This window comes from Nocardia aurea, from assembly GCF_003123685.1.
In the GTDB taxonomy this organism is placed as follows: domain Bacteria; phylum Actinomycetota; class Actinomycetes; order Mycobacteriales; family Mycobacteriaceae; genus Nocardia; species Nocardia aurea.
The window spans coordinates 94,950-108,228 of the sequence record NZ_QCYJ01000144.1 but is presented as its reverse complement, the minus strand read 5'-3'; the positions used below and the strand labels follow the sequence as shown (position 1 = coordinate 108,228).

The window sequence follows — 13,279 nt, the reverse complement described above, 5'->3', positions numbered from 1 at the left end:
TCGAGGCGAGTGCGCGGGCGTGGAGACCAGGAGGGTCGATGAAGATCGATGTCGTCACGATCTTTCCGGAATATCTGGAGCCGCTGCGCACCGCGCTGCTCGGCAAGGCCGTCGACAAGGGCCTGATCTCGATCGATGTTCACGACCTGCGTCGGTGGACCCACGACGTGCACAAATCGGTCGACGATTCGCCCTATGGCGGCGGCCCGGGCATGGTCATGAAACCGACCGTCTGGGGTGACGCCCTCGACGAGGTGTGCCCCGACGACGCGCTGCTCGTCGTGCCGACTCCGGCGGGTGTGCCGTTCACCCAGGCCACCGCCGAACGCTGGGCGGTCGAGAAGCATCTCGTCTTCGCCTGCGGCCGCTACGAGGGCATCGATCAGCGGGTCTTCGATGACGCCGCCCGTCGCGTGCGCGTGGAGGAAGTCAGCATCGGCGACTACGTTCTCATCGGCGGCGAGGCCGCCGTCCTGGTGATGACCGAGGCATTCGTGCGCCTCATCCCCGGTGTTCTCGGCAATCAGCAGTCGCATCGGGAGGATTCGTTCTCCGACGGACTTCTCGAAGGCCCCAGCTACACCCGCCCGGTCACCTGGCGTGGCCTCGAGGTTCCACCGGTATTGCTCTCCGGCGATCACGCCAAGGTCGCCGCCTGGCGTCACGAACAATCCCTCGCCCGCACCCGCGACCGTCGCCCGGATCTGCTGCCCGACGCCTGAGCGCGGGATCGCCTGAGCGTGGGATCGCCGTGTCAGGCGAGCAGCCCGTAGCGGCGGGCCAGGACGACCGCTTCGTGGCGCGAATGCGCGTCGAGTTTGGTCATCGCGTTGCGGAGATAGCTCTTGACCGTTTCCGGCCCGAGTGAGAGCCGTTGCCCCACTTCCTGATTGGTGCAGCCGAGGGCGATATGAGCGAGGACGTCGAGTTCGCGCCGCGACAGGCGCGGTGCGTCGGCGACCGGAGCGCCGTTGAGGGCACGGGCCATGCGTTCGCAGACATCGTGCAGTCGGATGCGCAACTTCTCGTCGGAGGCGGTACGCGCCAATCCGCGCAATTCGGCGTGCAGGTCGCGCAGTTCCTCGGTGACGGCGGGCGCGGTCTCGGTCGTCGGCGCCGCCGATTCGAGCATGCGCAGCCGCCGGTCCACTTCGTCACGGACGGTGATCTCGGTGGTGAGGCGACGACCGGCCGCGACCATGAGGTCGACGGTGCGGTCGCCCAGCGGTGTGTCGCCGCGCGTCGCCGCGTAGAGCACGGCGCGCGAGCGGTTGGCCACCACCACCGGCACCGCGAGGACCGAGCGGATGCCCTCACCCGAAACCGGTCCGTCGTAGTGGTGGGTGATGGACGCGGCGCTGCGGTAATCGGTCACCGACGCCGGACGGCGCGTATCCATGACGCGGCCGCCGAGACCCGAGGTGCGCAGCACCGGAAGGCCACGTAATCCGTTGGTGACGGTGCCGACGAATTCCGTCAGCAGCAGGGTGTCCTCGTGCACCTCGCCGCCGAAGACAACCGGGACCCCCGCCGTGCTCGCGACCCAGCGGATCTCCGAACGCAGCGCGTCGCCGTCACGGGGGCGAAGCAGGGATCCGGTGGTCAACAGACTCACCCCTTTTCGGGGGTAGTGGCGAAGCGGGTGTGACCCACATCCTAGGGGAGACGGCAGTGGCCCGGATCACCGATGGGCCACGGCGGTACGAACACCGATGAGGAGACGACATGAGCACGGACCTGACGCGGCGGGTGCGCGATCTGCTGGACACCTACGACGGGCCGCACGTATGCGCGGCGCGCCTGCTGTGCGACCGGCATCCGAGCGACGCCGTCGCCTTCACCGTCATCGAAGCGGACCTCAGCGCCACCGACCTCACCTACGGCGACCTGCGGGAACGTTCGTCGCGATGCGCGGCCGCACTGGCCGATCTCGGCATCGGACCCGGCGACCGGGTCGCCACCCTGATGTCGAAATCCGCCGATCTGGTCGTGGCACTGCTCGGCATCTGGCGGCTGGGCGCTGTCCACGTACCCCTGTTCACCGCTTTCGCCCCGCCCGCCATCGCCCTGCGCCTGACCGCGAGTCGCACGGTTCTGGTCATCGCCGACGCCGATCAGGCCGCCAAACTGGCCCCCGGCGACGACATCCCCGCCGACGCGCCCTGGCGGCTCGTGATCGCGGGTGAACGCGCGCGGGTCGCGGCCGCCCTCGGCGCGGCCACGGTCGCGGATTCGGCCGAACTCCGGCCGCCGCCTTCGGTCTTCTCCTTCGACGAACTCCTCGCCGCGCACTCCGCGGACGACCCGGGAGCCGAAGCGGTGGCGGTCGGCGGCGACGGCCTGCTGGTGCAGTTGTTCACCAGCGGCACCACCGGCACGCCGAAGGGGGTGCCGATTCCGGTGCGGGCCCTGGCCTCGTTCCACGCCTATCAGGAATTCGCCCTCGACGTCCGGCCCGACGACGTGTTCTGGAATGCCGCCGATCCGGGGTGGGCCTACGGGCTGTACTACGCGATCCTCGGCCCGCTCGCCTCCGGTATCCGCTCACTGTTGCTGCACGCGGGATTCTCGGCGCCGCTCACCTGGCAGGTGCTCGAACGGTTCGGCGTCACCAATTTCGCCGCGGCGCCGACGGTGTATCGCGCGCTGCGGTCCGACGAGACGCCGGTGCCGGAGGGGATCTCGCTGCGGCGCGCGTCCTCGGCGGGGGAGCCGCTGACCCCCGACGTGGTCTCCTGGTCGGCGCGCGAACTCGGCGTCGCGGTGCGCGACCACTACGGGCAGACCGAGCACGGCATGGTGATCTGCAACGCCTGGCACGACGACCTCGACGCGCCGACCCCGCTCGGCTCGATGGGCAGGCAACTTCCCGGCTGGCGTTGCGCCGTCCTCGCCGACGACGCCGATGTCGAGGCCGCGCCGAACGAGATGGGACGCGTCGCCATCGACACCCGTGACAGTCCGCTCATGTGGTTCCTCGGCTATCTCGACGCCCAGGATCGCACCGCGCAGCGTTTCTCCGCCGACGGTCGCTGGTATCTGACCGGCGACGCCGGATCACGTGACGCGGCGGGGTTCTTCCGCTTCTCCTCCCGCGACGACGACGTCATCATCATGGCCGGTTACCGCATCGGCCCTTTCGAGGTGGAAAGCGTGCTCGTCCTGCACGATCGGGTCGCCGAGGCGGCGGTGGTCGGAATGCCGGACGAGTTGCGCGGCGAGGTGCTGGAGGCATTCGTCGTATTGCGCGACGGGCCGGGCGGCGATGCCGAACTGGCCGCGGAACTCCAGCGGCTGGTGAAGGAGAAATTCGCGGCCCACGCCTACCCGCGTCGCGTGCATTTCGTGGACAGCCTGCCGAAGACCCCCAGCGGCAAGGTGCAGCGTTTCGTGCTTCGCGGACAGGGGACCAAGTGATGTCGGCTCTGCCCAGCTACGCGTCCGGTACCTCGGACACCCCCATGCTCGGCGACACCATCGGCGCGAACCTGGATCGCACGGTCGCCGCGTACCCGGATCGCCTGGCACTGGTCGACGGCCCCAGCGGTCGGATCTGGACCTATCGCGAAGTCGGCGCCGCTGTCGACGCGGTGGCGACCGGCCTGGCCCGCCTCGGTGTCGGCCCCGGTGATCGCGTCGGAATCTGGGCGCCGAACTGCGCCGAATGGTTCCTGGTCCAGTACGCGACGGCGAAGATCGGCGCGATCCTGGTCACTGTCAACCCGGCCTATCGGACCGGTGAACTCGAGTACGTCCTGCGGCAGGCGGGCGCGCGCGTGCTCGTCGCCGCGCGGGAATTCAAGTCGTCGGACTACGCCGAGATGATCCGGCAGGTGAGTCCGAACTGCCCCGGGCTGGAACAGGTGCTGATCCTCGGATCCCCCGAATGGGAGGCGATGGCCGGCGCCGAACCCGATACCGACCTGCTGGCCGCGCTCGGCGCCACGCTCTCCGCCGACGATCCGATCAACATCCAATACACTTCGGGGACAACCGGTTTCCCGAAGGGGGCCACCCTCAGTCATCACAACATCCTGAACAACGGATATTTCGTCGGCGAGCTGTGCGGCTACACCGAACACGACCGGGTGTGCGTCCCGGTGCCGTTCTATCACTGCTTCGGGATGGTCATGGGGAATCTGGCCGTCACCACTCACGGTGCGGCCGTGGTGATTCCGGCTCCCGCCTTCGATCCGGTCGCGACCCTGGCGGCGGTCGAGGAATACCGGTGCACGTCGCTGTACGGGGTGCCGACCATGTTCATCGCCGTGCTCACGGAACTGGAATCCCGCGCCGACGGCGACCTACCGGATCTGTCGAGCCTGCGGACCGGCATCATGGCCGGATCCCCGTGCCCGGTCGAGGTGATGAAACGGGTCATCGATCGGCTGGGGATGACCGAGGTCTGCATCTGCTACGGCATGACGGAGACGAGTCCGGTGTCGACCCAGACCCGCCGCGACGACAGCCTCGACCGCCGTACCGCCACGGTCGGCCGGGTCGGGCCGCACCTGGAGGTCAAGATCGTCGACCCGGCGACAGGCGTCACGGTGCCACGCGGTGAACCCGGCGAACTGTGCACGCGCGGCTATTCGGTCATGCTGGGCTATTGGGAGCAGCCGGAGAAGACCGCCGAGGCGATCGACGCCGCACGCTGGATGCACACCGGCGATATCGGCGTGATGGACCAGGACAGATATCTCGCGGTCACCGGCCGGATCAAGGACATGGTCATCCGCGGCGGCGAGAACATCTATCCGCGCGAGATCGAGGAATTCCTCTACACCCATCCGGATGTTCTCGACGCCCAGGTCATCGGGGTTCCCGACGAGAAATACGGTGAGGAGCTGATGGCCTGGATCCGAATACGCGAGGGCGCGACGCCTTTGGACGCCGCGTCGGTGCGGAACTTCTGTACGGGAAGATTGGCGCATTTCAAGATCCCGCGCTACGTGCACATCGTGGACGATTTCCCGATGACGGTCACCGGCAAGGTCCGCAAGGCCGAGATGCGTGAACTCGCGGCACGGATACTGGCCGAATCCGGTGGATCGGCGACCGGATGAACGGGGTGTGGCGACCGCACTTCACCCGGGCGTCGGCCGCGTGTCAGCGGACAGCGGTAGTGTCTGCGGCGTGACGACAGCGCCCGAGACCGCCAGTTCAACGACGAACACCGAAACGCCGGCCGCCGCACCTGCCGCCGCCGCGCCCACCGCTCTGGCCAGCGTCGGCCGACGCATCGCCGAGGAACTCGGTGTGCGCGAGAGCCAGGTCAGATCGGCCGTCGAATTGCTCGACGCCGGTTCGACCGTGCCGTTCATCGCGCGGTACCGCAAGGAAGTCACCGACGGACTCGACGACGCGCAGCTGCGTCAGCTCGACGAACGCCTGCACTATCTGCGCGAACTCGACGAGCGTCGCGGCGCGATCATCGAATCCATCAAGGGGCAGGGCAAACTCGACGACGCGTTGCTCGGGCAGCTGATGACGGCCGAGACCAAGGCCCGCCTCGAGGACATCTACCTGCCGTACAAGCCCAAGCGGCGCACCAAGGCCCAGATCGCCCGCGAGGCCGGACACGAGCCGGTGGCCGACGCCCTGATCGGCGACGCCGCGACCGACCCGGCGCAGTACAGCGCCGAACAGCTCGACGGCGCCCGCGCGATCCTGGTCGAGCGCTTCGCCGAGGACGCCGATCTGGTCGGTGAACTGCGCGAACTGATGTGGAATCGGGGGCAGGTCGTCTCGTCGGTGCGCGCGGGCAAGGAAGAGGCCGGCGCGAAATTCTCCGACTACTTCGAATTCAGCGAGCCGTTCGCGAAACTGCCGTCGCACCGGATTCTCGCGCTGCTGCGCGGGGAGAAGGAAGACATTCTCTCGCTGCAACTCGAAGCCGATACCGAAGAACTCGAACCGGGCGAGCGCACGATCTACGAGGGCCGTATCGCCGTGCGATTCGGCATCGCCGACCGTGGACGCCCCGCCGACAGCTGGCTGCTCGACACCGTGCGCTGGGCTTGGCGCACCAAACTCCAGGTGAGCCTGGGCATCGACACCAGGATGCGGTTGCGCCAGGCCGCCGAGAAGGACGCCGTCGACGTCTTCGCCACCAACCTGCGTGATCTGCTGCTCGCCGCGCCCGCGGGCACCCGCACCACGATGGGACTCGACCCCGGCTACCGCACCGGTGTGAAGGTCGCCGTGGTCGACGCCACCGGCAAAGCGGTCGCCACCGAGGTCATCTACCCGCACAAGCCGCAGGGGCAGACCGAGAAATCCCTCGCCGTGCTCGGCGCCCTCGTCGCGCGCTTCGGTGTCGAGCTCATCGCCATCGGCAACGGCACCGCCTCGCGCGAAACCGATGCTCTCGCCACCGAACTCATCGCGCGCATCCCGGAGAACAAGCCGACCAAGATCGTCGTCTCCGAGGCGGGCGCTTCGGTCTACTCGGCCTCCGCCTACGCCTCGCAGGAACTTCCCGATATGGACGTCTCGCTGCGCGGCGCGGTCTCCATCGCGCGCCGTCTCCAGGATCCGCTGGCCGAACTGGTGAAGATCGATCCGAAATCCATCGGTGTCGGCCAGTACCAGCACGACGTCTCGGAGACCCTGCTGGCGCGCTCGCTCGGCGCGGTGGTCGAGGACGCGGTGAACGCGGTCGGCGTCGACGTCAACACCGCTTCGGTGCCGTTGCTCTCGCGCGTCTCCGGTATCGCGGGTTCGATCGCGGAGAACATTGTCGCCCACCGCGATCAGAACGGGCCGTTCCGCAGCCGCACAGCGCTGCTCGCCGTGCCGCGCCTGGGGCCGAAGGCCTTCGAACAGTGCGCGGGCTTCCTCCGGATCCGCGGCGGTGACGACCCGCTCGACACCTCCGCCGTGCACCCCGAGGCGTACCCGGTGGTGCGGCGCATCCTGGAGTCGACGGGCAGTCCGATCACCGAACTGATCGGCAACACCTCCGCACTGCGGGCCCTGCGTCCCGCCGAATTCACCGACGAGACCTTCGGTGTCCCCACCGTCACCGACATCATCTCCGAACTCGAGAAGCCCGGTCGCGACCCGCGTCCGGAATTCAAGACCGCCGAATTCGCGGCGGGCGTGGAGAAGGTCGCCGATCTGGAGCCGGGCATGGTGCTCGAAGGCGTGGTCACCAATGTGGCCGCTTTCGGGGCTTTCGTCGACGTCGGCGTGCACCAGGACGGCCTCGTGCACGTATCGGCCATGTCGCACAATTTCGTCAAGGATCCGCGCGAGGTCGTGAAATCCGGCGACGTGGTCAAGGTCAAGGTGCTCGAGGTCGATGTCGCCCGTCAGCGCATCGGACTGTCGTTGCGCCTGGACGACGAGCCGGGCGTGGCCGCCAAGCCGGAACGGGGCGGTGGCAATCGCGGGCAGGGCGGGCGCGGACAGGGCCAGCGCGGTCAGCAGGCCGGGCAGGGTGGCCAAGCGGGCCAGGGCGGTCAGGACAAACGACAGGGCGGTCAGGGCAAACCGCAACAGGGCGGCCAGGGCCGTAATCAGGGCCAGGGCCGCAACCAAGGTAATCAGCGTCGTAGCGCGCCCGCGCCGACCGGATCCATGGCCGACGCACTGCGTCGCGCCGGTTTCGGTCAGTAGGCTCCGGACCAGAAGCGGAGGTATCAGGCGGCCATGCGCAGATGGCTCGAAGACGATGTGATCGCGCAAGGCCGCCTGCCGCTGCTCTGTTTCCTGTTCGGCTTCATCGTCGGTTTCCTGTTCATCCGGCTCAGCGTGCGGCTGATCAGGAAGAAGGTGCGCTGGTGGCCGGGCAATCTGAGCGCGGGCAGCGTGCACGTGCACCACATGGTGTTCGGTGTCGTGCTGGTGCTCGGCTCCGGCCTCGGCATGATCGCGGTCTACGACGACGCCGACAATCTCACCGCGAGCCTGCTCGCGGCGTCGTTCGGCATCGGCGCCGCCCTCGTCCTGGACGAATTCGCGCTGATCTACTACCTGCGCGACGTGTACTGGGAGGAACAGGGACGCACCTCGGTCGACGCGGTGTTCGTCGCGCTCGCGGTGACCGGCCTGCTGCTGCTCGGATTCCATCCGCTGTCGCTGCTGGAGATCAACGATTTCCGCAGTTCCATGGGGACCGAGGCACGCACCGTCGTCAGCCTCTTCGCGGTGTTCAACCTGATGCTCGCGGCCATCGTCATCGCCAAGGGCAAGATCTGGACCGGCCTGTTCGGCATGTTCTTCCCGCCGTTGCTGATGGTCGGGGCTTTTCGGCTCAGTCGTCCCGGCGCGCCCTGGGCCCGCTGGCGCTATGCCGACCGCCGACGCATGATGTATCGCGCCATCGTCCGGGAACGTCGCTATCGCAGGCCCGTGATCAGGGCGAAGATCTTCATCCAGGATCTGATAGCCGGTAGCCCCGATGTCGAGCACGTGCGCGTCGCGGCCGAGGCCGAACTCACCAGGACGGTGGTGCCCGCCCCGCCGTCCCCGCACCCGCATCACCTACCGTGGGACCGCAAGTCCGAGCACTGAGGAACGCGCCGTTCCGCGCGTCGACGGCCACGCCGTGACGGGGCGATTTTTCCCGCGTGTCCGTGGTCTGGCACAATGCATGGGTTGCCCTGGGTGCATGTCGACCCCGGGAGCGTCCCTTGATTCGGAGCATGAACCGGTCGCGCAGTCATATGCCGCCAGGGTCCTCTGTTCGCGCAAACATCACATAAGGATGGACATGAACACCCTTGACTTCGTAGACGAGCAGTCGCTGCGCAGCGACGTCCCGGACTTCCGTCCGGGCGACACCCTCAATGTGCACGTGAAGGTCATCGAAGGCTCGAAGGAGCGCATCCAGGTCTTCAAGGGCGTCGTCATCCGACGCCAGGGTGGTGGCATCCGCGAGACCTTCACCGTCCGCAAGGTGTCCTTCGGCGTCGGCGTCGAGCGCACCTTCCCGGTGCACACCCCCAACATCGACCACATCGAGGTCGTGACCCGCGGCGACGTCCGTCGGGCCAAGCTGTACTACCTGCGTGACCTGCGCGGCAAGGCCGCCAAGATCAAGGAAAAGCGCTGATCTTCGTCGCTTGACACCTCGGGCCGGTGAACTCCACGGCCCACCCCGGCGCCTCGGTCGCGCCGCGAAGTTTCCTTCTGGCCCGGCACCGGACGAACAGTCCTGGTGTCGGGCTAGTCTGTTCGGCGTGGCAAACGAAAGTGGGTCGGTGGAGGTGTCCGGATCGGACGACGAAGGAGCTTCGCGCAGTCGCGGTAGATCGCGTCGGAAGAAGTCCAAGAAACAGCGCCCGTTCTGGCAGGAATTGCCGATCCTGATCGTTGTCGCGGCGGTGATCGCCGCGCTCATGGTGAGTTTCGTCGGGCGTCCCTACGTCATTCCGTCGCAGTCCATGGAGCCGACCCTGCACGGTTGCCCCGGCTGCACCGGCGACCGCATCTACGTCCAGAAGTTGACGTCCTACTGGAGCGATCCCGAGCCCGGTGACGTCGTGGTCTTCGTCGGACCGCCCTCGTGGAACGACACCTACACCTCGATCCGTTCGGACAACGCGGCCGTGCGCGGCGTCCAGAATTTCTTCGCTTTCTTCGGATTGGTACCGCCCGACGAGAACGACCTGGTCAAACGGGTGATCGCGGTCGGCGGCCAGACCGTGCAGTGCTGTGATGCCGAGGGGCGGGTCATGGTGGACGGTAAGCCACTGGACGAGCCCTACGTCGAGTTCGACTACAAATGGGTTCCCGGCCAGCAGAACGCGAGTTACCCCCACGGGCGAGTATTCGGTCCGGTGACCGTGCCCGAGGGCAATCTGTGGGTGATGGGCGACAACCGCAACCAGTCGCGGGATTCCCGCGCCCACGTCGGAGACGAATTCAACGGCACCGTGCCCCTGGACAATGTCCGAGGTAAAGCCGTGTTCAAGATCTGGCCGCCGAGCCGGATCGGTCCGATCAAGTCGCAGGATCCCCAGACGAATTGAGCCGGTCGCGGATCACCGAAGTGGCGGCGGGATAATCGAACGGTGGGGCAGGGTCGAGAAGCTGTGATGCCGAGTACTGGTTGGCCGCCGCGCGTGGTGATGCGCCGTGCGGGCGGACTACGCACCTTGGAAGCGGCGTTGATCCGCAACGGCCTCGGTCCGGTCGCGGGTGTCGACGAGGCGGGCCGTGGGCCGTGTGCCGGACCGCTGGTGGTCGCGGCGTGCCTGCTGGCGCCCAAGGCCTACGACAAGCTGGCCGGGCTCGACGATTCGAAGAAACTCAGCGAGGCGACCAGGGAGGAACTGTTCCCGGTCATCACCCGGTTGTCGCTGGCCTACGAGATCGTCGTGATCCCGGCGTGGGAGATCGACGCGATCGGCATCCACGTCTCGAATATCGAGGGCATGCGCCGCGCCGTCGCGGGGCTGAAGCAGACGCCCGGATACGTGCTCACCGACGGGTTCCGGGTCCCCGGTATCCCGGTGCCGTCGTTGCCGGTCATCGGCGGCGACGCGGCCGCGGCCTGTATCGCGGCGGCGAGCATCCTGGCGAAGGTCACCAGGGACCGGATGATGGTCGACTTGGACCGGCGCCTGCCCGGTTACGGTTTCGCGGCGCACAAGGGCTACAACACGCCCGAACACACCGACGCCCTGCACCGGCTCGGGCCGAGTAACGAACATCGCAGATCGTGGCGCAATGTCAGGGACGCGATGGGTCTGCGGCCGCTGGACGCGGCGGTGGATTACGCGGACACGGTACTGGCGTCGGGCTCCGTGGAAGGCTCCGGGGACAGCCGAGTGGCTGGCGATGCCGCTCATGCGAGATGATTGTCCGCATGCGACGCAGCGGTTTGAGTGACGGGCCAGGAAGCGGCAGCCTGCGTTACCACGAAGGGCCCCACGAACACCGCACATCGAACGCAGTGCGGCGAGAAGGAGGACGTCCCACCCGATGAGTGCCGAGGACCTCGAGAAGTACGAAACCGAGATGGAACTGTCCCTGTACCGCGAGTACAAGGACATCGTCGGTCAGTTCTCGTACGTGGTGGAGACCGAGCGCCGCTTCTACCTTGCCAATTCCGTCGAACTGCGTCCGCAGAACGCCGACGGTGAGGTGTATTTCGAAGTGCGGATGAGCGATGCGTGGGTGTGGGACATGTACCGTCCCGCCCGCTTCGTCAAACACGTCAGGGTGATCACCTTCAAGGACGTCAACATCGAGGAGCTGGAGAAGCCGGACCTGCGGCTTCCCGAGTGATCGCGCGGTAGCCGTCGGGCGAGTTGTCCACAGCCCGTCCGCTATCCACAGGGCAGATGTCGTGCCTGGTCGGCGTCGGTGACTCGCGGCGGTCGCGGGTGATGCTGTCCGGGTGGCAGACAAACAGATGCTCGGCGCGCAGGGGGAGGAGCTGGCGGCACGGTTCCTCGAGGCCGCCGGAATGCGGATCATCGAGCGGAACTGGCGGTGCCGATACGGCGAACTCGACCTGATCGCCCGCGATCGCGAGGTCACCGCCTTCGTCGAGGTGAAGACCCGAACCGGCCTCGGCTACGGCACACCCGCCGAATCGGTCACCTTCACCAAACAGCAGCGCATCCGCAGGCTGGCGCTGACCTGGCTGGTCGAGCAGGAAGGGCCGTGGCGCCACATCCGATTCGACGTGGTCGGGGTGTTGTTGCGCCGCGGGTACCGGCCCGTCATCGAACATCTCGAGGGGGTGTTCTGATGCCGCTCGGTCGTGCGAACTCCGTCGCGGTCACCGGGGTCGACGGGCAGCTGGTCGAGATCGAGGCCGATATCGGTCAGGGTCTGCCCTCGGTGAATCTGGTCGGCCTGCCCGACACCGCGCTCCAGGAGTCCAGGAACCGGGTCCGTTCGGCGGTCGCCAATTCCGGCGAGAAATGGCCGGACGGGCGTGTGGTGCTCGCGCTCTCGCCCGCGACCCTGCCGAAGATCGGCAGCGTCTACGACCTGGCGCTGGCGGTCGCGGTACTCGACGCGGCGGGTTCGGTACCCGCCGAGCGGCTGGCGAAGACCGTCCTGCTCGGCGAACTGGCCCTCGACGGCCGGGTGCGGCGGGTACGCGGCGTGCTGCCCGCCGTGATCGCGGCGCGCAACGCGGGCTGGTCGACCGTTGTCGTCCCGGCGGCGGCGCTGGCCGAGGCCGGATTGGTGGACGATATCGAGGTTCTCGGCGCGACCGACCTGCGCGCCGTGGTCCGGTGGCTGCGCGGCGAGGGCATGCTGCTCGAACCGGACGTGACATTGCCCGACCTGCCCGTCCCGGGCGGTGACCTCAGCGAGGTCGTCGGTCAGGAGGACGCGCGGTGGGCGCTGGAGGTGGCCGCGGCGGGCGGGCATCACCTCCTGCTCACCGGTCCACCCGGAATCGGTAAAACCATGTTGGCGCAGCGCCTTCCGGGTCTGCTTCCGCCGCTGACCGAATCCGAATCGCTCGAGGTGACCGCCATCCACTCGATGGCGGGATCCCTCTCGGGTGACCATCCGCTCATCACCGCACCGCCATTCGTCGCCCCGCACCATTCCACCTCGGCGACCGCCATGGTCGGTGGCGGCTCCGGCTCGGCGCGGCCGGGCGCGATGAGCCGCGCCCATCGGGGCGTGCTGTTCCTCGACGAATGCGCCGAACTGGGAACCAAGGTGCTCGAAGCCCTGCGTACCCCGTTGGAGGAGGGCGAAGTTCGGATCGCCCGGCGCGACGGCGTGGCCCGATACCCCGCCCGATTCCAACTCGTGCTGGCCGCGAACCCGTGTCCCTGCGCGCCCGCGCGCGATATCGACTGCATCTGCGCGCCACTGGCCCGTCGTCGCTATCTGGGCAAACTCTCCGGTCCCCTGATGGACCGCATCGACCTCCGTGTGCGCATGCACGGCGGCGCCGGTGCCGCCTTCGACAGCGAGGTGGCCGAGAGCAGCGAGGTCGTGCGCGCCCGGGTGACCACGGCCCGCCGCGCCGCCGTCGACCGGTGGAGCGAGTACGGCTGGACGACCAACGCCGAAGTTCCCGGTCACGCGCTCCGACAGAAATTTCCGCTGCCGAAGGATGCCGTCGCGCCGGTCGAAGCGGCGCTGCGTGTCGGTCGGATGTCGGCTCGCGGCGCGGACCGGGCACTGCGCGTGGCATGGACCATCTGCGACCTCCGTGGTGGCGAATTGCCCACCGCCCGGGACGTGCTGCTGGCCCTCAACTTCCGTCAGCGGGATGCGCAGTGAGCGCGGAGGGGCTCGGTGTTCCCGTCGGTGCGGGGAACTCGGAGTCGGTGGCATGCGAACT

At 67.9% G+C, this 13,279-nt stretch carries 12 protein-coding genes; 11 read left to right on the top strand and 1 reads right to left on the bottom strand.

Annotated elements, in window-relative coordinates; translation table 11 throughout:
* Positions 1 to 38 precede the first annotated feature (38 nt).
* Entirely contained in the window at positions 39 to 722 is a 684-nt protein-coding gene (trmD, locus tag DAT37_RS37275; protein ID WP_109529639.1) for a tRNA (guanosine(37)-N1)-methyltransferase TrmD, read from the top strand.
* 32 nt (positions 723 to 754) lie between these two features.
* Here the strand turns inward: trmD and DAT37_RS37270 are convergent, their stop codons facing one another.
* Positions 755 to 1,606: a helix-turn-helix transcriptional regulator gene (locus DAT37_RS37270; protein ID WP_109529706.1), complete on the bottom strand. Its 852-nt coding sequence runs from the start codon at positions 1,604 to 1,606 to the stop codon at positions 755 to 757.
* A gap of 119 nt (positions 1,607 to 1,725) precedes the next feature.
* Here DAT37_RS37270 and DAT37_RS37265 point away from each other — a divergent pair, with 119 nt between their 5' ends.
* The 10 genes from DAT37_RS37265 to DAT37_RS37220 all read left to right on the top strand — a co-directional run bounded on the left by DAT37_RS37265 (position 1,726) and on the right by DAT37_RS37220 (position 13,218).
* Positions 1,726 to 3,417, top strand: a complete 1,692-nt coding sequence (locus DAT37_RS37265; RefSeq protein WP_109529638.1) for an AMP-binding protein — start codon at positions 1,726 to 1,728, stop codon at positions 3,415 to 3,417.
* Positions 3,417 to 5,066 (top strand): AMP-binding protein, encoded by a 1,650-nt coding sequence (locus tag DAT37_RS37260; RefSeq protein WP_109529637.1) that lies wholly within the window; start codon positions 3,417 to 3,419, stop codon positions 5,064 to 5,066. The genes DAT37_RS37265 and DAT37_RS37260 overlap by 1 nt, the downstream gene beginning before the upstream one ends.
* 70 nt (positions 5,067 to 5,136) lie before the next feature.
* On the top strand, positions 5,137 to 7,623 hold the full coding sequence (locus DAT37_RS37255; protein ID WP_109529705.1) for a Tex family protein: 2,487 nt from the start codon (positions 5,137 to 5,139) through the stop codon (positions 7,621 to 7,623).
* Between the two features lie 33 nt (positions 7,624 to 7,656).
* The gene (locus DAT37_RS37250; protein ID WP_109529636.1) at positions 7,657 to 8,520 is read left to right on the top strand and encodes a hypothetical protein; all 864 of its coding nucleotides are present in this window, start codon (positions 7,657 to 7,659) and stop codon (positions 8,518 to 8,520) included.
* Positions 8,521 to 8,719: 199 nt separating this feature from the next.
* Complete coding sequence (rplS, locus tag DAT37_RS37245) at positions 8,720 to 9,061, top strand: 50S ribosomal protein L19 (protein WP_109529704.1); 342 nt, start codon at positions 8,720 to 8,722, stop codon at positions 9,059 to 9,061.
* Positions 9,062 to 9,188: 127 nt separating this feature from the next.
* Complete coding sequence (gene lepB, locus DAT37_RS37240) at positions 9,189 to 9,980, top strand: signal peptidase I (RefSeq protein ID WP_109529635.1); 792 nt, start codon at positions 9,189 to 9,191, stop codon at positions 9,978 to 9,980.
* Between the two features lie 66 nt (positions 9,981 to 10,046).
* Positions 10,047 to 10,811, top strand: a complete 765-nt coding sequence (locus DAT37_RS37235) for a ribonuclease HII (protein WP_109529634.1) — start codon at positions 10,047 to 10,049, stop codon at positions 10,809 to 10,811.
* Positions 10,812 to 10,935: 124 nt separating this feature from the next.
* Positions 10,936 to 11,241 carry a DUF2469 domain-containing protein gene (locus tag DAT37_RS37230; protein WP_011210678.1) on the top strand — a complete coding sequence of 102 codons (306 nt, stop codon included), beginning with the start codon at positions 10,936 to 10,938 and terminating at the stop codon, positions 11,239 to 11,241.
* Between the two features lie 112 nt (positions 11,242 to 11,353).
* Complete coding sequence (locus tag DAT37_RS37225) at positions 11,354 to 11,710, top strand: YraN family protein (protein ID WP_109529633.1); 357 nt, start codon at positions 11,354 to 11,356, stop codon at positions 11,708 to 11,710.
* Positions 11,710 to 13,218 carry a YifB family Mg chelatase-like AAA ATPase gene (locus tag DAT37_RS37220; RefSeq protein ID WP_109529632.1) on the top strand — a complete coding sequence of 503 codons (1,509 nt, stop codon included), beginning with the start codon at positions 11,710 to 11,712 and terminating at the stop codon, positions 13,216 to 13,218. The genes DAT37_RS37225 and DAT37_RS37220 overlap by 1 nt, the downstream gene beginning before the upstream one ends.
* The last annotated feature ends 61 nt before the right edge of the window (positions 13,219 to 13,279 follow it).

Bases quoted from the DNA above. Each gene is read 5' to 3' on its own strand.
- DAT37_RS37235 (WP_109529634.1), top strand. From the start codon at position 10,047: ATGCCGAGTACTGGTTGGCCGCCGCGCGTGGTGATGCGCCGTGCGGGC.
- DAT37_RS37230 (WP_011210678.1), top strand. From the start codon at position 10,936: ATGAGTGCCGAGGACCTCGAGAAGTACGAAACCGAGATGGAACTGTCC.
- DAT37_RS37220 (WP_109529632.1), top strand. From the start codon at position 11,710: ATGCCGCTCGGTCGTGCGAACTCCGTCGCGGTCACCGGGGTCGACGGG.
- trmD (WP_109529639.1), top strand. From the start codon at position 39: ATGAAGATCGATGTCGTCACGATCTTTCCGGAATATCTGGAGCCGCTG.
- DAT37_RS37250 (WP_109529636.1), top strand. From the start codon at position 7,657: ATGCGCAGATGGCTCGAAGACGATGTGATCGCGCAAGGCCGCCTGCCG.
- DAT37_RS37260 (WP_109529637.1), top strand. From the start codon at position 3,417: ATGTCGGCTCTGCCCAGCTACGCGTCCGGTACCTCGGACACCCCCATG.
- DAT37_RS37265 (WP_109529638.1), top strand. From the start codon at position 1,726: ATGAGCACGGACCTGACGCGGCGGGTGCGCGATCTGCTGGACACCTAC.
- rplS (WP_109529704.1), top strand. From the start codon at position 8,720: ATGAACACCCTTGACTTCGTAGACGAGCAGTCGCTGCGCAGCGACGTC.